This window comes from Methylocystis sp. Uni0008, assembly GCF_056838045.1.
In genome coordinates this window covers 95,022-120,703 of sequence record NZ_JBXEJH010000004.1, presented here as the reverse complement: position 1 = coordinate 120,703, position 25,682 = coordinate 95,022, and the positions used below count along the sequence as shown (strand labels likewise).

The following is a 25,682-nucleotide window of genomic DNA, read 5'->3' as shown; positions in this document are numbered from 1 at the left end:
TGTCAGGACACATCAGAAATTGAGAAATCGGCCTGTTGAATTTCAATGCGTTACGAAACGCTGCTGATTTACGCGTATACATTTGAATTGAGAAAACGCCCGAATGATGTACAGTTGAATTGAGAATTTGCGGCTCAACCATTTCTCATGGACGCGGCCGAAAAATGAACAGCAATAATGAGAACGCGCCCTGCCCTGATGACGCCGACACGACGGGGTCCGACGACCCGCAGTGGTTAGAGGCATGTCGACGCGAGGAGGCCATCAGAGAATTGTTAGGCCGCTCCGCGGGCGACCGGCTACGAACAAGCGACGTCGAAGATGTTGCTTTGGACCTCGGGATCAGTCGCGCGACACTTTATCGCCTCGTCGCGATCTATCGCGAAACGCCCACCGTTGAGGCGCTTCAGCCGAAGCCGCGAGGCCGATCGAAAGGGGCGCTCGCTCTCGACAAATCGCGTCATAAGTTGATCCGCCAGACGATCCGGGAAGTCTATCTGAAGCCGCAGCGTCCAACGCTGACCCACCTCGTCGAACAAATCCATTTGCGTTTCGTCCAGCACGGATGGCCATTGCCAGATCGTCGAACGATCAAGACGCGCGTCGATGACATCGAGAGGCGATTGGTCGCGCGTAAACGGAAGGACAAACGCGCGATCAAAGCGACAACGCCAGTTCCGGGCGAATACAAAGCCTCCCGGCCGCTCGAGGTGGTTCAGATCGATCACACGCTCGTCGATCTCATCGTCGTTCACGAAGAGACGCGCGAACCGCTCGCACGCCCTTGGCTGACGCTGGCGATCGATGTGTTTACGCGAATGATTACGGGCTTTCATCTTTCGATGGATCCCCCTTCACGGCTTTCCGTGAGCCTCTGCGTTCTCCATGGCGTTTACGACAAGACAGCCTGGTTGCAGGAACGTGAGATCGACGCGACATGGCCAGTCGCCGGCTTGCCAGAGGCCTTTCACGTCGACAATGGCGCAGATTTCAGAAGCAAGGCTTTCATTCGCGGTTGTCGCAACGAAGGCGTCGATATCATTTGGCGCCCGCCTGGCGAACCGCATTACGGCGGTCATATCGAACGGCTGATCGGAACGATGATGGGTCAGATGCATCTTCTGCCCGGCACTTCATTTGGAAATCCGATCGAACGAGGGTCCTACGATCCGAAAAAGAATTCAGCCATGTCGTTGCGAGAGCTCGAATGCTTTCTCGGCTGGGAGATTGCGGGCGGCTATCACGACCGAATACACAGCACCTTGATGCGCTCACCATTGGCAGTCTGGCGCGAACATGAGGCGCGGATCAATCTGCGCATGCCGCATGATCGAATGGCCTTCTGGGTTTCGTTATTGCCCGAGGCGTATCGAACACTCAGGCCAGACGGCGTCTGGTTGCATGGATTGCCATACTGGTCGAACGTTTTAAGCGCCGATCTCGGAGGCGCCAAACGCGAGCTTTTAGTCAAATATGATCCCCGAGATATTTCAAGAATTTTTGTTCAGCGTCCTTCCGGGCGTTTCGTCGAAGCCCGGAGCCGCGATCTTACGTGCCCATCAATAAGTCTCCGCGAATGGAAACTACGTCGGCGCGAAACGCGAGCGCAAGCGCGCGCGGAACGCGAACCGAACCAGTGGATCACTACTGCAAAGGCCAAGCGTCGCATTGTTGACGATGCAATAAGGAAGACGGCGCAGGCCCGCCGCGACCCGCAGCCCAAAAACAAGATTTCGGTGGATGACGAAGGATTCGGCTCGCTCAAGGGCATCGACTCGCGCACTCCTTCCATTCTGGAAATCGCGGAGAAGCAGCGTGATCGATAGGGCCGCCCACGTCACGGACGAAGTTGCAAGTCTTCTCGACGCATCTAATGACGCGCGGATCCAATTTATTCGATCAAAGCCGTGGGTCCACTATCCAAAAGCAAAACATATCGTCGATTTGATTCAGGGTCTCCCGACTCACCCGCGCACGACGCGAATGCCGTCAATCGCCGTCTATGGCGACAGCGGCATGGGAAAATCGATGATCGTCGGGCGCTTCAAGCACGACCAGATGCTCGCTTTCGATGCAGCAACAGCCGACGCACGACGTAAATTTCTCGTTGTGGAGTTGGCGGGCGGGCCGGGCGAGCGGCGCCTTTATGCACAAATTCTCTCTGCACTTGGCGCCCCTTCCAATCCGCGCGCGACAATTGTCGCATTAGAGCAGACGACAATTCGACTATTGCGAGCCGTGGGCGTTCAAGTCCTGCTGATAGATGAAATTCATAATATCATCGCCGGTTCATGGCGCGAGCAGCGTGTCGTTCTGAACACGCTTCGTTTCTTGAGTAACGAGCTTCAGCTTTCGCTTGTCTGCTTCGGCATCACGGAAGCACGTGAGGCGATCAACGGCGACGTACAGCTTGCCAGACGCTTTGATGTTGTCACGTTGCCGCGCTGGAAAGCCGATGACGAGTTTCAGCAACTCGTCCTTGCCATTCTCCGCAATCTCCCGCTTCGTCAGCCGAGCATTCTGACGGCGCGCGGTCTCAAACGAATTCTTCGAGTGACTGAAGGCGTAACGTCAAAAATATTCCGCCTTGTGAATGAAGTCGCGATCCAGGCTATCGAGACAGGAACGGAACGACTAACCGACGAAGCCATTGATGATTGGAGGCCTATCAGCGAGGAGGAAGCCGCGTTCCAATGACGATGCTGATCAACGCCGCTCGGCGGCCCTTGCCGGTCGTCCTCGACCCGACGCCCGACGAACTTCTTTCATCGTGGCTTCATCGTCATGCAGCTTTCTATGGGCTCACGGAGCCCATGCTCATCTCGTGGCTAAAGCTCGAATCGAAGAAGCTGCGTAGCCTCGACTTCCGCCCAGGTCTCGGCCAGATCGCACGCATCGTAGATTCGTTTCGCACTGATCCAATGGATGTTGTCGCCATGACGCATACAGCGCTTCCAATCGAGGTCGCGGCACTGGTTGGAAGAGGCAAGCCGATTCAATTCTGTCGGACATGCTGCGAGCGACATCGCGCGGCTGACACTCCGGGAGCGGTTCTAAAAAGCTGGCTTGAGGCGTGGCGCGTTACTTGTCCTCTATGCGGTTCGCCGCTCTCAGAAATCGAGGGACCTCGTGCCGGCTGCGATACCGTCCGAAACACGAGCCCATTTGGGGACCATTGGGACGCCGCCAAAATCGGAGAGGAGCTTGTCAATCGTCACTTGCGGGGCGAGCCGACGCCGCTAGCATCCCCTATTGCGATGATGCGGCTTTTGCTGATCTTAAATCGCCCGCAGACGACGCAGCCCCCCGAAGGCTACAATAAGAGCTGGTTGCTCAACGAGATCGTTCCAGGATTTGACGCCGAAGCATTACGCATAGCGCCGTCCATCAGCAAAGGCGCAAACGCTATGGTGCCGCTCTATTTACGCATCGCGCTACTCGCCGGTCTCGCAGTCGCCGCGAAAAACGCGGCGGATACGATTCAGCGCCTGCGCCCCTTCTGTCGCCCCGTCTATCGAAAGCGATTCGACGAGCTCGCCTACGCCGCGCTCGGGATGCCGCTGGAGTTCTCAATTTAAGCGTCAAAGCTCGAAAATGCGCGCCGAAATTCTCAAATATGATGTCAACGCGCCGCGCGAACAGGGATTTTCTAATCAAAGGATGTATCCTGACACTGGGCCTCGCTCAGAAATGAACGCGCGGCGGGAGTCGGAAAAAGCTGGGGGTCAGGCCGCGAGATGGAATGCGCCCGATTTCAACCGACCATCGGAGCACAGCGGCTCTCGCTTGAAGCATGCGTTGCGCGCCGCGCGGCGACCAGCGCATCTGCTGCAACTTGTGCATACGCGCATTGACCAAGGCGGTGACCGCGGACTCTGCTCGCGAGCTCGAAATCGGCAGACCCTTCCAATGGCGCTGACAATAATTGCTTACGGAAGCCTAATTCAATCTTAGGTATGTCGCCAACTCGTCGATGAGCATCAGAAATCGTTTAATTTTTCGTTGATCTCGTGTGAATGTTCGGAGACTGTCGATTTCTGTTTCAAGATGATACTCACGATCTTTTGAAAAACAGCGGCTTAGAAAAAATCAGTCTCAGTCCGATTTCGGTTTCAACTGAGACTATACTCCAGTCAGAACAGCGCCAAGCGTTCGCACACGAAGAGCAAATTGCGCGCAACTCTCGAGTGGCGTGCTCAAGACTTGATTATCCGCGTATCGGCGCCGTCCCTTCGCCGAGAATGTCGAGATAGGCGCGGTAGCTGAAAACGCGTCCACGGCGACGGCCCGTGATCTCATTGACGACGCCGAAACGTTCGAGATCGGCCAATGCGGCGTTGACGGTCGGCGCACTCAACCCCGTCCGCCTGACGAGGTCGTTCGCCGTCGCAAATGGATGAAGCTGGAGCAGGTCGTGGATCCGAAGTGCCGAACCTGCCCGGTCGCTTTCCTTCGCAATGCGCTCTCGATCCTTCGCGAAAAGATCGGCGATCCGCACCGCCGCTTCAAAGGCTTGATTCGCCGTTTCGGCAACGCCGTCGAGAAAAAATTCGAGCCACGCCTCCCAGGCGCCATTCTCGCGGACCTCCTGCAACAGACGGTAATAGTCCGTGCGATACGTCTTGAGGTAAAGGCTGAGGTAGAGCAGCGGATTGCGCAGCACGCCATTCGCGCAAAGAAAGAGGGTCACCAGAAGACGACCCACGCGACCATTGCCGTCGAGAAACGGATGAATGGTTTCGAACTGGACATGAAGTAGCCCGGCTTTGATGAGCGGCGGCAAATGCGACTGGGTTTCGTGGATGAAGCGCTCAAAAGCGTCGAGACAAGCGTCGAGTTCGCTCACGGGCGGGGGAACGAAGAGCGCGGTGCCAGGCCTGGTGCCGCCGATCCAGTTTTGCGAACGACGAAACTCGCCCGGGTCTTTGGTCTCGCCACGGCCGCTTTGCAAAAGACGGGCGTGGAGTTCGCGAATGAGCCTGAGCGAGAGCGGAAACTCCTTGAGCCGATCCAAACCGAACATCATCGCGTCGACATAGTTCGAGATTTCTCGGATATCGTCGATTGGCTGACCGGTTTGCGCCTCCGTCTCAAACCGGAGAAGGTCGGCGAGGGTGGACTGCGTGCCCTCGATCTGTGAGGAGAGGACGGCCTCCTTGCGCACGTACATATAGAGGAAGAGTTCCTGCCGCGGCAGCAGGACCGCAGCGCCGTCGAGCCGACCCAGCGCCCGCTCCGCCGAACTCAGGCGATCGAGAAGGGGCAGGAGCTCGATGTCCGGGCTCGGCGGCAGGGGAGGGGGAATGAATGCGCGCACGACTTCGCCGCCAGCGGTCGTTTCGATGTAGCGGCCGAGGCGGGCTGCTTTTGGGGGGTGAACGCTCATAGAGGGAGAATGTCCGAATTTCTTTATTTAATCAATTGCCGCTTTGTTTAAATAACAAGCTCGCGAATTTAAGTCGGGTTAAATTGCCCGGTCGGAAACACGCGCGTTGGCAAAAGGGCTTCAGCGTCGCCTTCACCTCAGCCGCCGCCTCACGCGCAAATGAAGCGGCGCGCCGCATCTGCCCTTCGTCATGCTCAATCCGTCGACGGCGGACGCTAAAGAGGACGATCCGACGATTCGCCGCTGCATCGGCTTTGCGCGGCGCGAAGGCGCCGGCAGAATTATCGTCGCCAATCTTCATGCGCTGCGCTCGCCTTCGCCTGCGGCACTCCGGGTGGCGCGCGATCCCATCGGCCCGAAGAATCGGCGAATGCTGGTCGGGGTTATCGCAGAATCTTCCCAAAATCCTACGCTAAGCCGCATCGAGTAGCTCAGAGCGCGGGTTTCTGAGCGGCCGGAAGGCGTTTTGGAGCGGCTCGGTCGGCCAGACATAGTCGCCGTTGAAGGTGATGTGTTCCCAGCCAAGCGGCGCGATATGAGCGAGCAGATCGTCACGGACTCGTTCGCCACCGGAGCGCAGTCGGTAGACGCCGCCAAGCATCCTGTCGAACATGACCAGCGCCGCATCCGTAAGGATCGCTTCCATCTCACGAGCGAACACGACCAGAGTCGCCAGTCGGCGCGGCGAATCGAATCGTGAAAGATGCTGAGCGGTGAGAACGGCTGTTTCCTTGGCGATCGCCCTGTAACGCGCGCGATGAATCCGTTGCTCGCGATCTGGTCCAACGCCCAAGCTTCGGACGAATTGCAATCGCTCGACGACGCCAATCAGGTTCTTCTGCGTCGGCGCCTCCGGCCAGTCACGCAACCAGGCAAGCTGCGTGCGGTCTCGATCGTTTCTGACTGCGATCAACGCTTGCAGTGCGGCGATCGTTTGTTGTTCCAATCCCTCTATAAGATTCTTGTGAGCCTGCTTTCGGGCGCGGGCGCGAGCCGCCAGGCCGATGCGTTCCAAAATTGTCGGCGCAGGCAACAAGATGCCGCGAGTTCGGAGCGTTTCGATCATGGCCGCAACGATGACGTCACCGCGATCCGTGCCAATCGCTTCGGTCGTCGCAATCTTTGCGACAGACCGATAATCACCGCGGCTGAAAGGACGAACGCGCAGATATGACTGTATGTCGCCCAATGCTCCCAGCGAGTTTCCTCTCGACGAGCATACTCGTGAAAAATCTCCGGCTCGACGCCGAGTTGACCGGCAATGAAGGATAGAACGTCCGCGGGCGGAGTTTCGTCAATGCCGAGTACTCGACCTGGAAAGCGCTGGTAGGCGAGATGCACCGCAAAACCGAGCCGATTGGCGTCGCGCCGCCGTCGACGGATCAACGCCAGATCGTCGGGCGAAAGCGTGTAGTGCCGGATGATTGCCGCCGGATCGATGGGCGGATTGAACAGTGCCGCACGGGCCTGCGGCGAGAGGATTTCATGCTTCTTCATCGCCGGCTTCCCTGGTGCGCAATCCGTCGTTCGCGCAGCAGTCCGGCTTATCGCTATTTTTCAATGCCTTGGTATCTGCGCAACTCCGTCGCTAAGATACCAGCGAACCTCCATCAGCGCCTTAGCGTAGGATTTTGGGAAGATTCTGCGATGACCCCGTCTTGGGAGGCTCCGTTCACCCCGCGCCAAACCCTGCCAAACTCATCTTCATCCTCGACCTTGCGGCCAATGAATTTTCGATGCTGGCGGAAATACTGCCACACCCCCATCGCAGAGGCATGTGTCGATTTCCATTTCGAGGCGGGACTCGCCCATTGAATGATTTCAATGGGATGGTCGAGACCGAACTGCCGTGAACGGCACTCCAACCGAGACTGACGCAAGAAAATTTGGCAGTCAAAATGGGATTGATCGACCGGTCGATCGACCGTAGCGTTGGGGCATGGATTCCGACCGCATTGAGCCACAAGACGCGCCACAGGATGCCCCAGAAGCGCGAGAGGATTTTCTCCGTCAGCTTCTACGCCGCTCCAATTGGAAAGTGACAGCCGAACTCGTAAGCGTCGCGCGGACGCAACTCGGTATTCCAAGGTCAACCCTTTTTCGGATGGCGTCACGTTTTCGGAGCACGCGGCTTACTTCGAGTCTTGCGCAACAGCAGCGCGGAACGCCGGACGGCGTATTTCGGCTCGCGCCGGAAATTGAGCGCGTTATCGCCGATCAGATCGAGCGCTTCTGGTTAAAAAAGGAGAAGCCGAAATTCAGCAGATTGATGGAGCGCATCCGCGGCGCCTGCCTTGCCGAAGGCTTACACCCGCCACACTACAGAACGGTGCGGCGACGGGTGATGGATTTGACCCCGGTATCCGCCGCCCGCAAGCGCGGTGAGCGAGACATCGAAACTGCCGCGACTCCAAGCCCAGGACAATTCGTCGCCAATCGACCCAACGCCATTTGGCAGATTGATCACACCCTCGTTGACGTCATCGTCGTCGACGAACAGCTTCGCCGTCCCATTGGGCGGCCAGTTCTGACGATCGCGATTGACGTATGCACGCGGCTGGTGGCGGGCTTTCACTTGTCTCTCGAGGCTCCTTCCAGCGTGTCGGTGGGGCTTTGCTTGCTTCACGCCGTCTACGACAAGACCGTATGGCTCAACGAGCGTGAGATAGACCTCCCCTGGCCCGTGGCAGGACTGCCCGAGGTGCTTCATTGCGACAATGGCGCCGAGTTTCGATCGCGCGCTCTTACTGGCGCTTGTCGCGAATACGGAATCAAACTTCAGTTCAGACCGCCAGCGACCCCGCGTTTCGGTGGACATATTGAACGTCTCATCGGGACGATGATGGGCGCCGTGCATGTGCTGCCGGGTACAACATTCAGCAACGTCAAAATCAAAGGCGATTACGACGCTGAAGGCCGCGCGACTTTCACATTGCGCGAATTGGAAAAGTGGATCGCGATAGAGATCGCAGGCAAATACCATCACCGCATTCATTCAACGCTCCTGCGGCCCCCAGTAGCGGTCTGGCGCGATCTTCAAGGTGATGTTGATTTCGACCTTCCGCCGGACAGAATGGCTTTCTGGACGAGCTTCTTGCCAGAGGAACGACGGCGCCTTCTGAAGGACGGCATCCATCTGGAAAAAATACGATATTGGTCTGACGCCTTATCTCGCGATGTAGGCCGTGGCGGCGAAGTGAAAATCAAATATGATCCACGCGATTTATCGCGCATCTTCGTTCGCCAACCGGACGGTCATTTCGTCGAGGCTCGCTATCGTAATCTCGCCTACCCTCCCGTTTCATGGTGGGAGTGGAAGCACGCAAAGGAGAGGTTACGCGAACAGGGAAAGCGAGAATTGAACGAGGAAACCATTTTTAATTCTATTGCACAGCAACGACAGATCGAAGATTTTGCCGCGCAGGCGAGCGCAACAGCGCGCCGGAATGTTACGCGCCGGCCCAAGCAGCCGAGAGACCAGGAAGGCGGAAAAATCACCGGCATCGATTTAGCAAAACCGGGATATTCTAACGATGATATGGAATTTTGGGACCAATGATCGAACCCTGTCATTTGGCGCCCAGCGCGGCCGCCCTCATTAATGCGCCAGATCATGTGCGTATTCGCGCCATCCGATCAGACCGCTGGGTCGGATTCGGTCGCGCCCGACGCGTTCTTCAATATCTTGATGCGCTGTGTGATCATCCGCCATCCACGCGTCCACCAGGACTTGCGATTTACGGTCATAGCGGGATGGGCAAAACGATGCTCGTCGAAAAGTTTCGACGTGACCATCCGCCGGTCGTAGATCGTAACACTGGCTGCGAGGCTGTTCCCGTTCTTGCCATCACCTTAACCTCGCGCCCGACCGAGCGTCGGATATACGGTCAGCTGCTCATGGCTCTTGGCGCCAGCGTCAATGAGCGCGCCACCCTCATGGACCTTGAAATCAGGACCATGCTTCTGCTGAAGAATTGCAATGTTCGTGTCTTGGTCTTTGATGAAGTGCATAACCTGCTCGCCGGCAATCCCAGAGAGCAACGCGTAATCCTCCAACTGCTGCGATATCTCAGCAACGAACTCAAAGCGTCGCTCGTCTGCCTCGGCGTGATGGATGCCCGCGATGCTATCGCAGGCGATACTCAACTCTCGCGGCGTCTCGATCAGATCGTGCTGCCGCGATGGAAAGTAGACGACGAATTCCATGAACTCGTCAGCGCGGTTCTGCGCAGTTTGCCGATTAAACAACCTTCCGCCCTATCGAGCCAGGGCTTGCGTCACCTCGCGCGCATCAGCGACGGCGTCACTGCGCGCGTTTTTTCCATACTCAACGAGTTGGCGACCGAAGCGATCCGAGCGGGCGCCGAGCGCATCACCGACGAGGACATCGAGTCCTGGAAACCCGCCCTCGAAAAGGAAACTATGTTCGCGTGACGCCCGACCCAAAAAAGGCATTTCAAATGAGACTCAGCGCGGAATAGTCTCAAATTGTGTTTCGGCGTGCAATTTTGACCCCCTAAGCCGGGGGATCGGCGTCCAAAATTGACCCCCATCTGAACTGTTTGCAGGTCTGCCCGCTTTGGTATCGAGCGGGCGGTGGGGGATGCTTGTTGTGGAGACGATTGGCCGGATTCGGCGGGAGCATTTCCAGAAGGGCAAGTCGATCAAGGAGATTGCCCGTGATCTGAAGATATCGCGCAATACGGTTCGCAAGGTTCTGCGATCAGGCGAGACGTCGTTTTCCTACGAGCGGGAGATTCAGCCTCGCCCCAAGCTCGGCGCCTGGAAGGCGGAGATCGACCGAGTGCTCGCGGAGAATGCAACAAAGCCGGCGCGCGAGCGGCTGACGCTGATCCGTGTGTTCGAAGAGTTGCGGGCGCTTGGCTATGACGGCGGGTATGACGCGGTGCGGCGTTACGCGCGGAGTTGGGCGCGAGACCATGCCAGCGAGACGGCGAGCGCCTTTGTGCCGCTGAGCTTTGCGCCGGGCGAGGCTTACCAGTTCGATTGGAGCCACGAGATCGTTCTGATGAACGGCGTGACGATGACCGTGAAGGTCGCGCATCTGCGGCTCTGTCACAGCCGGATGTTTATCGCCCGAGCCTATCCGCGCGAGACACAGGAGATGGTTTTCGACGCGCATGAGCGTGCCTTCGCCTTGTTCAAGGGCGCCTGCGGCCGGGGCGTCTACGACAACATGAAGACGGCGGTCGAAACGATCTTCGTCGGCAAGGACCGGCAATATAATCGCCGATTCCTTCAGATGTGCTCGCACCATCTCGTCGAGCCTGTGGCCTGCACGCCGGCGTCGGGCTGGGAGAAGGGACAGGTCGAAAATCAGGTCGGCCTCGTGCGCGAGCGCTTCTTCACGCCTCGCCTGCGGTTCAAGACCTTCGACGAGTTGAACGCTTGGCTGATGGATAAATGCATCGCCTACGCCAAGGCGCACGCCCATCCGGAGCGCGCCGACAGAACCGTCTGGGAGGTCTTCGAGGAGGAGCGCCCCCGGCTCATTCCCTATCGCGGCCGCTTCGACGGATTCCACGCGCTGCCGGCTTCCGTGTCGAAGACGTGCCTGGTCCGCTTCGACAACAACAAATACTCGGTGAACGCCGGCGCTGTCGGCCGCCCGGTCGAGATCCACGCCTACGCCGATCGTATCGTCATTCGGCAGGATGGCAGGATTGTCGCGGAACACGCCCGTTGCTTCGGGCGCGGCGAGACGATCTATGACCCGTGGCATTACGTCCCCGTTCTAGCGCGAAAGCCCGGCGCGCTGAGGAATGGCGCGCCGTTCAAGGATTGGCTGTTGCCTGGCGCGCTCGAGCGCGTCCGCCGCAAGCTCGCCGGGTCTGACGACGGCGATCGTCAGATGGTCGCCATTCTCGCCGCCGTGCTCACTGACGGATTGCCGGCACTCGACGCCGCCTGCGCCGAAGCGCTCGAAAACGGCGTCCATTCCGCCGACGTCATCCTCAACATTCTCGCGCGCCGGCGCGATCCCGAACCCGCCGCGGTCATTGCAACCCCGGCGGCCTTGCGGTTGACCCACGCCCCGATCGCCGACTGCGCCAGATACGATCAGCTCAGGAGCGTATGACCATGGAACGAACCGAAGTGCTCGACTTGATGGGAGAACTCAAGCTCTATGGCATGCGGAGCGCCTATGACGAGACATTGGCGACGGCGCTAAAGCGCAAACATGAACCGCAGCGTCTGGTCGGCGACCTGCTCAAGGCCGAGATATCGGAAAAGCAGGCGCGCTCGATCAAATATCAGCTTACCATCGCAAAGCTGCCCCTCGCCAAGGACATCGACGACTTCGCCTTCAAGGACACGCCGATCAACGAAGGGCTGGTGCGCGACCTCGCCAGCGGCGCCTTCATCGCCCAGCAGCGTAACGTCGTGCTGGTCGGCGGAACGGGCACAGGCAAAACCCATCTTGCGATCGCCATCGCCCGAAGTTGCATTCGCGCCGGATCGCGCGGGCGCTTCTACACAACCGTCGATCTGGTCAATCGCCTTGAGGCGGAAGCGCGCGCCGGACGGCAGGGGCGGCTCGCCGATTATCTGACCCGTCTCGACGTCGTCATTCTCGACGAACTCGGCTATCTGCCCTTCGCCCAGGCCGGCGGCCAACTCCTGTTCCATCTGGTCAGCCGACTCTACGAGCGCACCTCTATCATCGTCACGACCAACCTGGCCTTCGGCGAATGGCCGAGCGTCTTCGGCGATCCGAAAATGACGACCGCGCTGCTCGATCGGCTTACCCACCACTGCGACATCGTCGAGACCGGCAACGAAAGCTGGCGCTTCAAGAACCGCCTCTGATCACGCCGCCGCGCGCATCGTAACTCCGGTCGGGCTACGCCCTCCCTCCGTCACGACGCGCGCAACAGAGGGGTCAATGTTGGACGCCGATAAGGGGTCAAACTTCAACGCCGATTGACACAGAAGAGCGAAGACAAGCGTCGCCTCACGACGAAAAAAGGACCGCTCCTTGTTGGATTATGCAGCTGGGCGCGCGTCGTTTGAAATTAAATCATTCGAAAATGCCTGAGCGCGGCCTCGATATGTGGCCACGAAGATGCGGGGCATGGCCATGCGCGCGCTGACCGATCACGTCTATTAGGCGCCAATCCACGCGTGAGCCCGTGAGCCGATTTGACATGCGCTATATGGCAGGTTTTGGGGGTGTGCCCGAAGTTTGACCGCACCCACTCGGCAATTTGAGGATAAGTCGCCATTTCGGATAGTATTCCCGCTATCAGTCGCTTACCTTCGCAAGCCGGAGCCTCTGAAACTTGCTCAGTCGCCGGCCTCATTGATTTCAAAGTCTCGGCGATACCGTTGAAGATAGGGCATTTTGGGGGATGCGTCTCCTACGGCTTCTCATTGCCTGTTGGCCTGAGGTTCGACGGCCTCCCGCCTTCCGCAGATCCTTCAGCCGCTCGACCGGCGACGCCCGGGCTTTGTCACGCCGGCGTCCACGGCGCCGGATCCACGCCATCAACGCTTCGCCTCCGCCGTCAGCGCCCTCGCGACGGTCTTAGCGTCGGCACCGGCAAGCCGATTGACTAAGCCGCGCGGCTCGGATCCTCTTCGAAGTAGACGGAGGCCAGCGCCACTCCACCGGCATCCTCTACGACTAAGGACTCAGCGGTCTTGCGGATGCGCAGGGGCAGGGCGTGGGCCGTCGGCGCCATCTTTTCCCGCGCTCCAGGAACTCGTTTAGCCTGCGCTCATGGGCTGGCGCGGACAAGACAACCGGGACCGTGATGCGGAGCGCGAGTGGCGCAAGCGGCCGCTTCGCGAGCGCTAGGACCGGCCGAGCCTGGCTCTCTTCATTGTAAATGCCGATGTTAATTTCCCCAGAAGCGCCGGAGTAAAATTCCCCAGTTGGCGGGCGTGGCGATCAGCCGAGGTCTTGATCGGCGCCTCCGTTTTTTGGCGGGCGTCCGCGACGACGCAGGGTCGGCGGGATTGGCGCGGGTTGGATGCTGGCTTTCGTCCGAACATGTTCGGGCAAGAGGTCGGCGTGCTCGCGCAGGCGATAGCTCGAGCCTTCGATCTGGAAGACGACGGCGTGATGCAGGAGACGGTCGAGGAGCGCCGTGGCGACGACTGGATCGCCAAAGATCTCGCCCCATTCCGCGAAGCCGCGGTTCGAGGTGAGGATCATGGCGCCCCTTTCATAGCGGGCGTTGACGAGCTGGAAGAACAGATTGCCGCCGCCGGGCGTAACCGGCAGATAGCCGATCTCGTCGACGATCAGCAGCGAGAAGCGGCAGAAGTAACGGATCTTCTCCCGCAGCGCCCCTTCGCGTTCGGCCTTGGCCAATGTTGCGATGATGTCGGCGAGGCAGGCGAAGTAGACGCTGCGGCCGGCTTTAACCGCCTCGACGCCGAGCGCCAGGCTGAGATGGGTTTTGCCTGTGCCGGGCGGTCCGATGAGATGAACCGCTTCGGCGCGATCGATGAACTGCAATTCGGCGAGCGCCATGACGCGGCTCTTGTCGAGCGACGGCTGGAAGGCGAAGTCGAAGCCGGCGAGCGTCTTGACGGCGGACAGGCGCGCCATCTGGAGCGCCATCCGGACGCGGCGGTTCTCGCGTAGCGTCAGTTCTTCGGTGAGCAGAATGTCGAGCGCGTCGAGCGCCGTAGTCTCGCCACGCTCGATGCCGCGCAGGGTGATGTCGAGGATTTCGAGGGCGCGCGGCATTCTCAGGCCGACGAGATTGCGTTTGACGCGGTCGATGACGGCGGAGGGCGTTGCATTCATCGTGAGCCTCCCTGCATCGCCAGCCGGCGCCCCACCGCGTCATAGAAGGCCAGCGGGCGTCTCGCGGCGTGATCGCCGGCGCGCAGCATGAGGGACGGCAATGCGTCGGGCGGCCGGCGACGATACGCTTGCAACGGCATTCTGCGATGCGCCGGATCGAGACGTTTTTCGCCGCGGCCTTCGAGCGGCGCATGGGCGGCGATCAATTCGCCGTCCTCGAAGATGCGGATGGCGTCGGCGAAGACATGGACATCAAGGACGCGTCGCCGGGTCGTGTCCGGGACGCTGTAGAGATTGCCGCCGACGCTGACCATGCCTTCATGCGACGCGCGCCGCTCGAGCCGAAGCACCGCCTGATAGGGCGTCGACGGCACCGGCTTGAGCGACGCCTTCTCTTCGGCGAAAGCCTCATCGACGACGCGCCTGGTCGTGGCGTGGACCCTCGGATTGGCGATCGTATCGAGCCAGATTCGGAGCTGGGCGTTCAGGTCATCAAGATTGCGGAAGGCGCCGCCGAGGAAAAAGTCTTCCCGGATGTAGCGGAAGGGCCGCTCAACCTTGCCCTTCGTTTTGGCGCGGTAGGGTTTGCAGGCGCGCGGCTGAAAGCCGTAATGGCGCGCCAGATCCAGTAGCGCGCGATTGTAGACAACGAGGCCATCCGGGTCTTCCCCGATAACGGCCGTCTTCATGCGATCGTAGAGGATCTCGCGCGGGACGCCGCCGAGCGCCTCGAAGGCGGCCATATGGCAGCGTAGGACGCTTTGCATATCCTGGTGCAGGACGAAGCGCGCCCAGATGAAGCGGGAATGCCCCAGGACCATGGAAAAGAGCCAGACGATCCGCTTGACGCCGAGCTCGTCGAGGAACTCGACATCGAAGCGGGCGAAGTCGACCTGAGCCTGTTCGCCAGGCGGCGTCTCGAAGCGCACCTCGAAGCCTTTCGAGCGCGGCGGCCGAAGTTCGCGCAGGAAGTCGGTGACCGCAGTGTAGCCGCCGGCATATCCGCGATCCTTGATCTCTCGCCATAGCCGGCGGCCGCTCAGCGCCGGATAGGCGACGAGGCGCTCCCGCAGATAGGCCTCGAAAGTTGCGATCGCGCGTTCGCGCGGCGGCCGCGCCTTGTAGCTGGGCGCCGTCAGCCCCGCGGCGATGTGCTTGCGGACGGTCTTCCGGTCGATTCCGAGCTGGCGCGCGATCGCGGACACAGAGACGCCCTGACGATGTAATTCCAGGATCATGACAATTTCCCCGAGTTTGATCACCGAGCCCTCCCTTCCGCCAAGGGGAGCAGCATCGGCGAGTCGGCGCCGCCCGGCCTTCCAGGGCATGCCCTGGAAGGCCGGGCGTCACGAAAACTGGGGATTTTTCAATCGGCACATTTGGGGAGTTTACGACCGGCACTCACACTTCATGCCCTTCCTGGTCACCTTCGCCTATGCGCTCTGGCGCGGCGGGTAGACGGATGCGCTCTTTTGCGCCATGTCGTCCCCTGATTATCCTGCCAATCGTAACGTGTTGGGCGGTGACGATTATGACACAAGCGTAGCCACTGAGCCCGTGAAATTTGAGCTGGCGATCGGTCGCCCTAAAGGCTAACTTTCTGCCGGCGGAGATTCCTGGAGACGCGCGCGATGAAGCGCCTTGTTCTCGTCGACCGAACGAGCAATCGAGTTTCCGGCGACACGTCGACTCTCGGGCCGCATGCGCGAAATTGGGCCGCGATCGTCGACCAGTTTGACGATGATACCGCGGGCCAGGCCGCCTGCGCGGCGCGCTTTCTGGACCAGAGCTTGGGCAAGACGGCTCGCGACTACATCTTCACGCCATTCGCCGCAGATCGAGACTCAGACGGCTATCTGATTTTTGACTGCAGCGGTTGCGAGGATGGGTCGGCTTCGATCATGTCCGATCAGGTAGATACGGACGAAGCAATCTACGCCATTATGACAAGCTGCTTTTATGTCGGCTACGTTCGACGCGACCATTGACGATCAGGCCTCAGTCCAGCTGACTGCGTGAAGTCTTAGCTTCTAATTCGCCCAACAACAGCTGAAGCTCAACCGGCAACGGCTCGGACGTAATGTTGGCGAGCTTAAATTGCAGCTGCTTACCGATATGGAGCGAAGCGGCGGCTGATTGCTCTTGAAACTCACGCGCAAGCCACGCAATGCCATTCATCTGGCCGTAGTTCTTTCATCATGTCCCGCCCCGTGTTTTTTCTCCGCTGCCCGCCAAAGGCGCTAACCGATGCGCCGCGGTTTCGTTCCACAATTTTCCTTGAAAAATCGGTCTCGCGCTCTATCCCGGCGCAACCAACGTCGGATCAGCGTCGCCTGCGCCCGAGCGCCAGGGTTATTGAGCGCTCGGCTTCGCTGTCGCGTCCTTGACGCACTTCTTCGTGAAACTCGTCTTCGCGGCGCCATGCAGTTTCTTTTCAACAGCAGCGGCGTCGCAGGAAGAAGCAGCGGCGTCCCTCTCGCATTTTTTCATGAAGCTATTCAGCGCCGCGCCGTGCAGCTTCTTTTCCGTCGCCCGGGCGGCGCAGTCCGGAGCAGCCGGCGCGGTTTGAGCGAAGGCAGCCGCGGAGCCAGCGAAGAAGATCGCAGCAGTCAAAATCCCTTTGAGCATGTTGTCCTCCTGAAAGAGTGCGCAAATTCATAGCTGGAACAATCATAGAAGGGGCTGCCAGAGAAGCGATCCCAATGGCGTCAAATGCAAATACCTTCCCAAATCGGGCCTATCCATGTTCCGAAGCGTGCCTAGGCAAATTCGTCCGCAGAGCGAGCCAAATCGCCGGTTCTGCTTGCCGTCCGCTTACCAAACGGCGGTGCTGCTAGCGATGGCGCGGCCGACAGATTTTATCGCACCTCGCCATTTAGGCGACCGTGGATGAGCCAGCGACACCGTTCAATCTCTTAACGCTCAGACGATAGGCGGAAATTGTCACGGAGATACGTTGTCGTTTGCAGGCGACCAGCAACGCTTATCGGGCAAATGTTGGGCACGAGAAGGCCTTCGGCGCAGTCCATTATTGTAACTTATTGATTTTGTTGGCGCGCCGACCGGGATAAAGGTGCGAACACCTATCTAATTGAAATAGTGCTTTGATTTTTGGATGGCGACAAAACTCTATGGCACGCTCGCGTGGTCAAATGGTTACGGGGGCCTGCAACCGCCTCGAATTGCTGTTTCAGGCAATTGTATAGAAATAACGCTAAATCAAGTAAGTATCCCCCGGCAAAGCCGGGGGCTTTATGATGTGAGCCGCTCAAAGCGGCTGCGGGGGCGCTAACGCGACCCCAATTTTTATTGGCCGCCTAAAGGCGGCTGCAGCGTCATCGCCACAGGTTCAACTGCTCCAGACGCGCATCTTCAACTTCCTGGTTGCGGATATATTCCCGGATCACCTCTTCGTCTCGACCGACGGTCGAGACGAAATATCCCCGCGCCCAAAAATGCTGACCCACTGCGGCGGCGTTCCGCGTAAACCCGCGCCAAATGGATCGCGCTCTTGCCCTTGATGTAACCGACGACCTGAGACACCGCATATTTCGGTTGGATCGCAATCATCATGTGCACATGATCGGGCATCAAATGCCCCTCCTCGATCCGACTCTCCTCCTGCGCGGCCAGTTTCTTGAACACCTGCCCCAAGGTGGCGCCGCAATTCGCCATACAGCGCCTTCCTGCGGCATCTGGGAATGAACACAACGTGGTATTTGCAGTCCCACCGTGTGGGACTTAAGCTTTCATACTCGTCCATCGTCGAATTTCCTCATCGTGTGCTTGGCGGCTCACGACTGGAATCGTCGACGGTGGATTGCCGAAATCGTCAAACTGCTACTGCCACCCCGGCAAAGCCGGGAGAACTCCCTTACGGTTTAGTTATGCTGGCACGCCAAACCTATGGCATTGTTCAGCTTGGGGCTCCCAAAGACCCTCGTTGAGAATTTCGCTTGCGAAAGATGAACTCGACCGCGAAGGCCACGCCGCGTCGTCACCCCCGGTGATCGCCTCGATCGGGATCTATCGCCGTTATCACGAGAGACTGAGCAATCTCACCCCGCAGACGTCTACTTCGGACGCGACCTAACAATCCTGCGCGAACGAGAAAGGATCAAACGCAGCTCAATCCAAAATCGACGCTTGCAACATCAAATGACTGCCGCATAAACTCGATCGTCAGATGAGCCGTGCCGTCCGCTAAATCGCCCAGCCATCTGTTTCAAAGGCCCTGACGCCCTACAATTCGCCCTCCGTTCAAAAAATTGGTTCCGCCTTTTCTCGAGCCGCGCTCTTAGGACGTGAACTCATAAACGGGGCGACCGGGATTCCCGAATCGACGGTGGCGTGATTCAAGCTCCTTGAAGGAGCTTTCGCCATGGCCCGTTATGAGCTCACGGATTTCGAGTGGAAAGCGATCAAGCCGCATCTTCCCAACAAGCCGCGCGGCGTTCCGCGTGTCGACGACCGGCGGGTTCTCAACGGCATTTTCTGGGTGCTGCGCTCGGGCGCGCCCTGGGGCGACTTGCCGGAGCGCTACGGCCCGCGCACGACGATCTACAATCGCTTCAACCGATGGCGGAAGGCTGGCGTCTGGGATCGCCTGATGGATGCCATCGTAAAGGCGCATGATGGCGATGTGCAGATGATCGATACCTCCGTCGTTCGTGTTCATCAGCAGGGCGCGACGGCAAAAAGGGGGATCGAGATCGATGTCTGGGGCGTTCGCGAGGCGGCCTCACAACGAAAATCCACGCGCTCGTCGACAAGAAGGGCCGACCGCTGAAACTCAAACTCACGGCCGGGCAAAAGAGCGACATCGAAAGTGCGCCGGAAATGATCGCCGATTTGCCCAAGGACGCCATGCTGCTGGCCGACAAAGGCTACGACGCCAATATGCTGCGCGACGCAGCGACCGCGCGCGGCGCCTGGGCCAATATCCCGCCCAAGTCCAACCGCAAAGACCCGATCTGCTTTTCGAAGCATCTATATAAGGCCCGCAATCTCGTCGAGCGCTTCTTCAACAAGATCAAGCACTATCGCCGCATCGCCACGAGATACGACAAAACCGCCGAGAACTTCCTCGCTGCTCTCAAGCTCGTCGCCGTCCGCGTCTGGCTACGCGATAATGAGTCTACGTCCTAAGTTGGCGGTCGATTGAGATTATTGTCTTCCGGGTAGTTTTGCGGGGGAACGGCGATCCCGCCCGCAGGCAGGGGCGTGGAGAGATATTGATATTGGAGCGGGCCGAAAGGTTCGATTTCGACGTCCGTCGGCAATTCCCCACGATTCCATCCCCCGCCCAGAGCGCGAACGAGTTCGACAGACGACGTAATCAGTCGCGTCTTCACTTTAATGGCGTCGATACGCGCGGTGAGCGTCGCCACTTGCGCGTAGATGAGTTCAAGGCTGGTGCCCAGCCCGCCGCGATAGAGATCCATCGTAAGATTTTGAGTCTGGAGATTCGCGGCCACTGTTTCGTCGAGCTTCTTGGCCGCGGCGCTCAGACGCCTGGTCAAACTCAGGCCATTCTCAACCTCTCTGAAGGCGTTCAGCACTGTCGATCGGTATTTGTCCTCTCGCTCTCGATAGACAGACCAAGACTGCTGCAATTGCGCGCGGCGCAGGCCTCCCTCGAAAACGGGAAGCGAGATCATCGACCCATAGGACCAGAAGCTGTTAGTCAGCTTAAGGAGGTTCATCGCATGATCCTCGAAGCCTCCGTCGAGCCGGAATTCGACCTTGGGGAAAAACGCGGCGCGGGCGATGCCGATTTCCCGGTTCGCCTGCGCCATTTCACGCTCCGCCGCGGCGATGTCAGGACGTCGCTCGAGCAGAGTCGACGGGATCTTCTGAGGGATTCTCAAGGGCGTGATTTTAAAGACGCCGGCGGCGCCCACTTTAAAACTAGCCGGCGCCGTGTTGACCAGAATGGCGAGCGCATGCTCGACGACTTCGCGCTCGCCTTGGATTTGGAGGAGCTCCGCTTCGGTGCCGGTAAGAAGCGCCTTGGCGCGCGCCACATCGAGCTCGGAGGCGATCTTGCCCTCGAACTGCTCGTTCACGATCGTGAGCGACTTCCTGTAATAGTCGATGGACTGCTTATAGGTCGCGACCTGGGCGTCGTAACCGCGCAGCGTAAAATAGTTAGACGCGATTTCCGCTTGCAGGCTCAAACGCGCCAGCGCAAATTCGGCGGCGCGCCGCTCGGCGCGATAGGTCTGGGCGCGCGTTTCGTTGCGAATCGCGTACCAAAAATCCGGCTCCCAAGAGGCAATTCCGACATCCGAAACCGAGACGTCATGAATCGGCGAGTCGGGCGCGCGAAACAGCGCATTTTCCGATTGTTTGTTGTCGGAGCCGCCAAATCCGAGACCTAGTCGAGGAAAAAGCCGCGACTGCGCCTTCATCATGATGTCGCGCGCCTGCACGAAGCGTTCGGCCGCCGCCTGCAAGTCGGGATTGGCGGCCATCGCCTGCATTTCCAGCCTGTCGAGGACTGGCTCGCGAAAAAGTTTCCACCAGTCCGTGCGTATCTCCGCATCCGAGGGGCGGGCCTCGACGAACGGGCTGGAGCCATGCCAGGACGCAGGCACGACGAGTTCCGGCGGTTCGTACGCCGGGGCGAGGTCGACGCCGGGCAGGGCGTTACAGCCGGACAGGATCGAAGCGGAAACAAGCGAAACGCAGCGCCCGAATTTTTTTCTCGATCTACGACGCATCTAATCCCTCGTTTGAGGCGCTCGTCTCTCCAAACCAACGACCGGGGCGAAGGGCCCTAAAATCTTGGTCAATCTCTCTCTTGCGCGAGCATGCGCCCTTCGACGATTCGCGCACTCGGCCGAGACCTCAGTTGAGGTCCGCCGGATTGATCTCATAGCCGTTCGCCGGTTGAACGATCCGCACCTTGTCGCCCTCGAGCAATGCAGCGCTTGGATTGCTGATCAGCCGATCAGTTTTTGAAAGCCCTCCCGAAATCTCTATTCTGCCGTCGAGCACCCTGACGATTTTGATCGGTTTAAAGTGAACGCGGTCGTCTTCTCCAACAATCGCCGCTTGCGCGCCAAGCTCTTGAAAAACGAGCGCACTCGATGGAATCGTCAGATTTTTAGCGTCCAGTGAAACGGTAAGGGTAACGGATGCATAGGACCCTGGCCAGAGCGATTTGTCTTCATTGTCGATCGTGAATTCCGTAACCGCCGTGCGCGTATTGGGATCAAAACCGCCGGCGACCGTGAGAAATTCGGCCTTGAATTGGCGATTGGCGAATTGGGGAACGGTGACATCCGCCGTTAGGCCGGGCTTCAGCAGTTGGCCAAACGCTTCCGGCACCGAGATGAAGAGACGCATCTTGTGGATGTCGGCAACCGAGAACAGATTGGTGACCGCGCTGCGGTCGCTGATGTTGCCTTCCTTATTGATGTAGTCGCCGACATTTATATTGCGCGAGGTTACGACGCCATCGTAGGGCGCGACGATGGTCTTGAATTGGAGCTGAGCGACGAAACTAGTAACGTTGTGCTCGGCGGCCTCGAGATCCGCCTTTGCTTTTTTCTCATTCGCCTCTTGGATGGAGATGGACTGTTCGGAAACCGCATGCGACTTCCGCAAGGCGACCCAGCGCTGCGCCGACACGACGGCGAGGTTGTACTGGGCGCGCTGTGCTTCCAATGACGCCTTGGCTTGAGAAAATTGCGCGTCGAGCGTCGGCGTATTGATTTCGGCGAGGATGTCGCCCTTCTTCACCTTCGCCCCGTAATCCTTATACCACATTTTCACATAGCCCGAGACCTGCGCGTAAATCGGCGCCTGGAACCAAGCTTCAATGTTGCCCGGAAGGACGATCGTTTCGGTGGGCGACCCAGGCTGGGGATTCACCACCGCGACCGTGGGGATCGCATTTTCCAGCGTCTCCTGCTGCAGCAGCGTCGACGTATGATGACGCGCGTAAAATTCATAGGCGACGAAAAGCACAAAAGCCGACAGTGCAGCCCAAACGGTTCCCCGCAAGTTGGTCTTCACATTCGCGATACGCAGCCGATCCGCTTTCATCAGAGGTTCTCGGTCTTGTTCGAGTGACGATGATAAACCATCGCGTAGACGCAGGGGACGAAGAAGAGAGTCGCGAAGGTCGCGACAGTGAGTCCGCCAATCACGGCGCGCCCGAGCGGCGCGTTTTGTGAGTTGGCCATCGACATCGGCAGCATGCCGATAATCATCGCTGAAGCCGTCATGATGACCGGACGAATGCGCGCGTAGCCGGCCTCCAGCGCCGCAACCAGCGCGTCATCATGCAATTCGAGTCGCTCGCGGGCGTAGGACACCACGAGGATCGAATTCGCCGTCGCCGTCCCCATGCACATGATGGCTCCCGTCAGCGCCGGAACCGAAATATTCGTGTGCGTCAAAAACAACGACCAGGCAATTCCGGCGAGCGCGCCGGGCAGCGCCGTGATGATGATGAAAGGATCGAGCCACGACTGGAAATTGACGACGATCAGCAGGTAAATAAGCAAAATCGACGCCACAAGACCGCCAATCAGCTCGAGATATGCGGAATGCATCAATTCGGCTTGCCCATGGACCTCGATGGCGACTCCCCTGGGTCTCTCGTTCTCCATTTCAGACGCGATTTTTTTCACATCGGCCAGAACCCCTCCGAGGTCGCGCGTCTCGGCGGATACGTATATGTTGAAGAGCGGCATGATGTTCGAATGTGAAACTACGCCTGGCGTTCCTTTGACGGACAAAGAAGCGGCGCTGCCAAGCAGCTGCATTTTTGACCCATCCAAATCTCCTTTGTCGACCGGAATCGTCAGCAAGTTCTGGACCTTCGTCATCTGATATTGCGGTGTATAGACGTTGATCTGATAGGAGTTGCCGCTCTTCTGATCGAGCCAAAACACTTGATCGACCTGTTGGCTGCCAGAGAGAGTCATCAGCAGATTGTCGGCAATGTCCTTTTCGGTCAGCTCAATGCCAAGTCCGAGACTTCTGTTGCCCTCCACGAGAAGCGTCGGCGTTCGCATGGTTTGCTGGATAACGACATCAGAGGCACCATTGATTTTGCGGAGTCTACCGGCCATCTTGCGTGCGAATTCATAACTCTCGAAGGCGTCGCCGCCGTTGATATGGACGTCGATTGGGGATGGCGAGCCGAAATTCAATATCTTCGCCGTCAGATCCGCCGGCTGAAATGTAAAGTCTGATCCAGGATAACGTTGCGACAGTTCCTTGCGGAGGATTTTTCGATAGTCCCACACCGGTGATGTTTCATTCTTCAATGAAATGGTCATATCGCAATCCTGCGGACCAATCGTCGGCGTCGGAATGAACGCAAGATTGTGCGGACCGACCGGCAAGCCGCAGTTGCTCACAATGCTTTCGACTTGTCCTGGCAGTAGCTGCTCGATGTCATCGGCAACAAGCGACACCCTTCGTCCGGTGACCTCCATTCGCGAGCCAAGCGGAAATCGCGCATGCATCTGGAGAGTGCCAGACCTGATTTCTGGGAAGAACTCCTGGCCATTGGTGAAGAACAATCCAATCGACGCCACCGCCGCGGCGAGGAATATTGCGACGAACCGCCGGCGATTTTGTAGCGTGCTGCGGAGCTGCTCGGAGTAGCGCTCGCGCATCTTTTGGAATCCGCGTTCGAAACCTTCCTGAATTCGCCCCAAGAATCCTTTGTGTTCATGTAACCGCTGATCCACCTCAGGGAGAGGAACTGCGAAGTGGGACAATCCCCCATCCCCCTCTAAAGCGCTGCGTTCCGCGTCGCTATTGGCGAGAGCTTCGATTTCCGCCGCGGTCGGAAACTTTCGTTGACGGGTCAGCGCCAGGACGAGCTCATCCTTATCTTCCTCTCCAGCATCGGCGGCATGCGGGGCGCCATGGTCGACAAGAAGATATTTCGCCATCGTCGGCACCAATGTGCGCGACAGAATGAACGACGCGATCATCGCGAACATCACCGCCTCGGCCATCGGCGTGAACAGCCAACCAGCGACGCCCGTTAGCTCGAACAGAGGCAACCAGACAATAACAATGCAGAGGGTCGATACGAAGGTTGGTATCACAATTTGATTGGCGGCGTCGATAATCGCCACCTCTAAAGGCTTTCCCATTTCGATGTGAGTGTCGATGTTTTCGATCATGACGGTGGCGTCGTCGACGAGAATGCCGACCGCCAGCGCCAAACCGCCGAGCGTCATAACGTTGATCGTTTGACCTGCCATGTGCAAGCAAATAATCGCCGAAAGAATGGAAAGAGGGATCGACGTTGCGATGATTACCGTGGCACGCCATGACCCGAGAAAGAGCAACACAACGAGACCAGTCAAGGCAGAGGCGAGCGCCATCTCTTTCAGCACGTCGTATATTGAGTCTTTCACAAAGACTGAAGCGTCGTTAAGCAATTCGACCTTCACGCCGGGTGGAGCAATCTCTTCGATGCGGGGAATCGCCTTTCTAATGCCTTCGACAACGTCCAGGGTCGAGGCCTCCCCGCTTTTCATGACGACAATAAGTACTGACTGCATGCCATCGACGAGGACGGCATTTATTTGGGGAGGCCCACCCAGTCGAACATCCGCTACGTCACGAATGTAAACGGTGGCGTTGCCAACGCGCTTAATGGGAATGTTATTGAAATGCTCGACCTCGAGGGGCGTGGCGTTGGTTTGAACCAAAAAGTCGGTCGAATCGATCTTAACGTCGCCGGCTGGGAGAACAATGCTTTGGTTGCGAAGCGCTTCATGCACGTCCGTCGCAGTAAGTTTGCGGGCGAGAAGCTTTTGTTGGTCAAGCGAGACCAGCAGCTGTTTGTCCTGGCCGCCGTAAGGGTGCGGTAGGATTGCTCCCTCGATCGTGACGAGAAACGGACGGATTTTATTCTTCGCCAAATTATAAAGGTCAGCCGGCGTGAGATTTTCCGCTGTTACTTTTAGCATTGCGACAGGCACTGATGAAGCCTCAAGCCGCATCACCAACGGCGGCGAAATATCGGGAGGAAGCTGAGTTGTCACCGTTTGAGCAACCGATACGATATCCGCTTCGGCGGCGGCGATATCGATGCCAGGTTGCAGATAAACATTGATAATGCTGGAGCCGTAATAGGATTGGCTCTCAAGGCGCTGAATGCCCTCGACGTTCGAGGTCAGCGCCCGTTCGAAATAATAGGTAATACGGCCTGAGACTTCCGATGGGAGCAAGCCAGCATAGGACCACACCACGGAAACGACAGGTATTCTAATGTTTGGGAAAACGTCTGTCGGAGTCTTGAAAATCGTCATTATCCCGAAAAGAACGATGCAGATCGAAAGAACCACAAACGTATAAGGACGTCTCAAGGCGATAACGACGACACTATTCACTGTGCACCTCCGTCGAGCGTCGAGCCGGCATAGATATTCAATACCTATATAACCAGAATATCGTTAAACGATGTTGCTGTAATGTGTAGGTTTAAGTTTTTTATGGCATCGGTTGCCTGTCCAGGCTTGTAAAAAA

Annotated in this window: 19 protein-coding genes and 6 pseudogenes; 13 read left to right on the top strand and 12 right to left on the bottom strand. The window is 58.3% G+C overall.

Annotated elements, in window-relative coordinates; translation table 11 throughout:
- Positions 1–164 precede the first annotated feature (164 nt).
- From AC0X69_RS23330 to AC0X69_RS23315, 4 genes and pseudogenes are all read left to right on the top strand, one after another.
- Positions 165–1,826 carry a TnsB C-terminal domain-containing protein gene (locus AC0X69_RS23330; protein ID WP_124740569.1) on the top strand — a complete coding sequence of 554 codons (1,662 nt, stop codon included), beginning with the start codon at positions 165–167 and terminating at the stop codon, positions 1,824–1,826.
- The gene (locus AC0X69_RS23325) at positions 1,816–2,697 is read left to right on the top strand and encodes a TniB family NTP-binding protein (protein WP_124740570.1); all 882 of its coding nucleotides are present in this window, start codon (positions 1,816–1,818) and stop codon (positions 2,695–2,697) included. The genes AC0X69_RS23330 and AC0X69_RS23325 overlap by 11 nt, the downstream gene beginning before the upstream one ends.
- Positions 2,694–3,080: pseudogene (locus AC0X69_RS23320) on the top strand (TniQ family protein); the annotation flags it as partial. The gene AC0X69_RS23325 and the pseudogene AC0X69_RS23320, both read left to right, overlap by 4 nt.
- A 189-nt stretch (positions 3,081–3,269) precedes the next feature.
- Entirely contained in the window at positions 3,270–3,578 is a 309-nt protein-coding gene (locus tag AC0X69_RS23315; RefSeq protein ID WP_196391677.1) for a hypothetical protein, read from the top strand.
- Between the two features lie 147 nt (positions 3,579–3,725).
- Here AC0X69_RS23315 and AC0X69_RS23310 read toward each other — a convergent pair.
- Positions 3,726–3,999: pseudogene (locus tag AC0X69_RS23310) on the bottom strand (ISKra4 family transposase); the annotation flags it as partial.
- Positions 4,000–4,207: 208 nt separating this feature from the next.
- Entirely contained in the window at positions 4,208–5,386 is a 1,179-nt protein-coding gene (locus tag AC0X69_RS23305; protein ID WP_482614111.1) for a Fic family protein, read from the bottom strand.
- Between the two features lie 184 nt (positions 5,387–5,570).
- Between AC0X69_RS23305 and AC0X69_RS23300 the strand changes: the two are divergent.
- Positions 5,571–5,789: pseudogene (locus tag AC0X69_RS23300) on the top strand (DUF1643 domain-containing protein); the annotation flags it as partial.
- A gap of 9 nt (positions 5,790–5,798) precedes the next feature.
- Here AC0X69_RS23300 and AC0X69_RS23295 read toward each other — a convergent pair.
- Positions 5,799–6,332, bottom strand: a complete 534-nt coding sequence (locus tag AC0X69_RS23295; protein ID WP_482614181.1) for a hypothetical protein — start codon at positions 6,330–6,332, stop codon at positions 5,799–5,801.
- Between the two features lie 114 nt (positions 6,333–6,446).
- A pseudogene (locus AC0X69_RS23290) lies at positions 6,447–6,883 on the bottom strand (DUF4158 domain-containing protein); the annotation flags it as partial.
- A 442-nt stretch (positions 6,884–7,325) separates the two neighbouring features.
- Here AC0X69_RS23290 and AC0X69_RS23285 point away from each other — a divergent pair.
- From AC0X69_RS23285 to istB (AC0X69_RS23270), 4 genes and pseudogenes are all read left to right on the top strand, one after another.
- Entirely contained in the window at positions 7,326–8,945 is a 1,620-nt protein-coding gene (locus AC0X69_RS23285) for a TnsB C-terminal domain-containing protein (protein WP_482614109.1), read from the top strand.
- A complete protein-coding gene (locus tag AC0X69_RS23280; protein WP_482614107.1) occupies positions 8,942–9,820 on the top strand; it encodes a TniB family NTP-binding protein in 879 nt (292 codons plus the stop codon). Before AC0X69_RS23285 ends, AC0X69_RS23280 begins: the two co-directional genes overlap by 4 nt.
- Before the next feature lie 169 nt (positions 9,821–9,989).
- A pseudogene (gene istA, locus AC0X69_RS23275) lies at positions 9,990–11,556 on the top strand (IS21 family transposase).
- Positions 11,489–12,217, top strand: a complete 729-nt coding sequence (gene istB / locus AC0X69_RS23270; RefSeq protein WP_482610225.1) for an IS21-like element helper ATPase IstB — start codon at positions 11,489–11,491, stop codon at positions 12,215–12,217. The pseudogene istA (AC0X69_RS23275) and the gene istB (AC0X69_RS23270) overlap by 68 nt, the downstream one beginning before the upstream one ends.
- A 1,084-nt stretch (positions 12,218–13,301) precedes the next feature.
- Here the strand turns inward: istB (AC0X69_RS23270) and istB (AC0X69_RS23265) are convergent.
- Together istB (AC0X69_RS23265) and istA (AC0X69_RS23260) are read right to left on the bottom strand one after the other, a co-directional pair.
- Complete coding sequence (gene istB / locus AC0X69_RS23265; protein ID WP_482608716.1) at positions 13,302–14,168, bottom strand: IS21-like element helper ATPase IstB; 867 nt, start codon at positions 14,166–14,168, stop codon at positions 13,302–13,304.
- Entirely contained in the window at positions 14,165–15,430 is a 1,266-nt protein-coding gene (gene istA, locus AC0X69_RS23260; RefSeq protein WP_482609828.1) for an IS21 family transposase, read from the bottom strand. The genes istB (AC0X69_RS23265) and istA (AC0X69_RS23260) overlap by 4 nt, the downstream gene beginning before the upstream one ends.
- A gap of 64 nt (positions 15,431–15,494) precedes the next feature.
- On the opposite strand from istA (AC0X69_RS23260), the gene AC0X69_RS23255 reads away from it, so the two are divergent.
- Together AC0X69_RS23255 and AC0X69_RS23250 are read left to right on the top strand one after the other, a co-directional pair.
- Positions 15,495–15,626: a hypothetical protein gene (locus AC0X69_RS23255; protein ID WP_482614105.1), complete on the top strand. Its 132-nt coding sequence runs from the start codon at positions 15,495–15,497 to the stop codon at positions 15,624–15,626.
- Between the two features lie 173 nt (positions 15,627–15,799).
- Positions 15,800–16,156 carry a hypothetical protein gene (locus tag AC0X69_RS23250; RefSeq protein WP_482614103.1) on the top strand — a complete coding sequence of 119 codons (357 nt, stop codon included), beginning with the start codon at positions 15,800–15,802 and terminating at the stop codon, positions 16,154–16,156.
- Between the two features lie 10 nt (positions 16,157–16,166).
- Here AC0X69_RS23250 and AC0X69_RS23245 read toward each other — a convergent pair whose 3' ends face one another.
- The 3 genes and pseudogenes from AC0X69_RS23245 to tnpA form a co-directional block, all read right to left on the bottom strand.
- Positions 16,167–16,346, bottom strand: a complete 180-nt coding sequence (locus tag AC0X69_RS23245; RefSeq protein ID WP_482614102.1) for a hypothetical protein — start codon at positions 16,344–16,346, stop codon at positions 16,167–16,169.
- 174 nt (positions 16,347–16,520) lie between these two features.
- Positions 16,521–16,796, bottom strand: coding sequence for a PsiF family protein (locus AC0X69_RS23240; RefSeq protein WP_482614101.1), 276 nt, complete (start codon positions 16,794–16,796; stop codon positions 16,521–16,523).
- A 707-nt stretch (positions 16,797–17,503) separates the two neighbouring features.
- Positions 17,504–17,843, bottom strand: a pseudogene (gene tnpA / locus AC0X69_RS23235) (IS200/IS605 family transposase).
- A 268-nt stretch (positions 17,844–18,111) separates the two neighbouring features.
- Between tnpA and AC0X69_RS23230 the strand changes: the two are divergent.
- Positions 18,112–18,261, top strand: coding sequence for a hypothetical protein (locus tag AC0X69_RS23230; RefSeq protein ID WP_482614100.1), 150 nt, complete (start codon positions 18,112–18,114; stop codon positions 18,259–18,261).
- Positions 18,262–18,549: 288 nt separating this feature from the next.
- Positions 18,550–19,316, top strand: a protein-coding gene (locus AC0X69_RS23225) for an IS5 family transposase (protein ID WP_482614099.1) whose coding sequence is annotated in 2 segments (ribosomal slippage) — positions 18,550–18,862 and positions 18,862–19,316 — 768 coding nt in all. Because the reading frame shifts where the segments join, the coding sequence is not laid out codon by codon here.
- On the opposite strand, the gene AC0X69_RS23220 is transcribed toward AC0X69_RS23225, so the two are convergent.
- The 3 genes from AC0X69_RS23220 to AC0X69_RS23210 form a co-directional block, all read right to left on the bottom strand.
- Positions 19,313–20,893: an efflux transporter outer membrane subunit gene (locus AC0X69_RS23220; protein WP_482614098.1), complete on the bottom strand. Its 1,581-nt coding sequence runs from the start codon at positions 20,891–20,893 to the stop codon at positions 19,313–19,315. The two genes, AC0X69_RS23225 and AC0X69_RS23220, sit on opposite strands and share 4 nt — an antisense overlap.
- Positions 20,894–21,020: 127 nt before the next feature.
- Positions 21,021–22,223, bottom strand: coding sequence for an efflux RND transporter periplasmic adaptor subunit (locus AC0X69_RS23215; RefSeq protein ID WP_482614097.1), 1,203 nt, complete (start codon positions 22,221–22,223; stop codon positions 21,021–21,023).
- The gene (locus tag AC0X69_RS23210) at positions 22,223–25,546 is read right to left on the bottom strand and encodes an efflux RND transporter permease subunit (RefSeq protein ID WP_482614096.1); all 3,324 of its coding nucleotides are present in this window, start codon (positions 25,544–25,546) and stop codon (positions 22,223–22,225) included. Before AC0X69_RS23210 ends, AC0X69_RS23215 begins: the two co-directional genes overlap by 1 nt.
- Between the last annotated feature and the right edge of the window lie 136 nt (positions 25,547–25,682).

Bases quoted from the DNA above. Each gene is read 5' to 3' on its own strand.
- AC0X69_RS23220 (WP_482614098.1), bottom strand. From the start codon at position 20,893: ATGCGTCGTAGATCGAGAAAAAAATTCGGGCGCTGCGTTTCGCTTGTT.
- AC0X69_RS23215 (WP_482614097.1), bottom strand. From the start codon at position 22,223: ATGAAAGCGGATCGGCTGCGTATCGCGAATGTGAAGACCAACTTGCGG.
- AC0X69_RS23250 (WP_482614103.1), top strand. From the start codon at position 15,800: ATGAAGCGCCTTGTTCTCGTCGACCGAACGAGCAATCGAGTTTCCGGC.
- AC0X69_RS23240 (WP_482614101.1), bottom strand. From the start codon at position 16,796: ATGCTCAAAGGGATTTTGACTGCTGCGATCTTCTTCGCTGGCTCCGCG.
- AC0X69_RS23245 (WP_482614102.1), bottom strand. From the start codon at position 16,346: ATGAATGGCATTGCGTGGCTTGCGCGTGAGTTTCAAGAGCAATCAGCC.
- istB (WP_482608716.1), bottom strand. From the start codon at position 14,168: ATGAATGCAACGCCCTCCGCCGTCATCGACCGCGTCAAACGCAATCTC.
- AC0X69_RS23280 (WP_482614107.1), top strand. From the start codon at position 8,942: ATGATCGAACCCTGTCATTTGGCGCCCAGCGCGGCCGCCCTCATTAAT.
- AC0X69_RS23285 (WP_482614109.1), top strand. From the start codon at position 7,326: ATGGATTCCGACCGCATTGAGCCACAAGACGCGCCACAGGATGCCCCA.
- AC0X69_RS23330 (WP_124740569.1), top strand. From the start codon at position 165: ATGAACAGCAATAATGAGAACGCGCCCTGCCCTGATGACGCCGACACG.
- AC0X69_RS23255 (WP_482614105.1), top strand. From the start codon at position 15,495: ATGCCCTGGAAGGCCGGGCGTCACGAAAACTGGGGATTTTTCAATCGG.
- AC0X69_RS23305 (WP_482614111.1), bottom strand. From the start codon at position 5,386: ATGAGCGTTCACCCCCCAAAAGCAGCCCGCCTCGGCCGCTACATCGAA.
- istB (WP_482610225.1), top strand. From the start codon at position 11,489: ATGGAACGAACCGAAGTGCTCGACTTGATGGGAGAACTCAAGCTCTAT.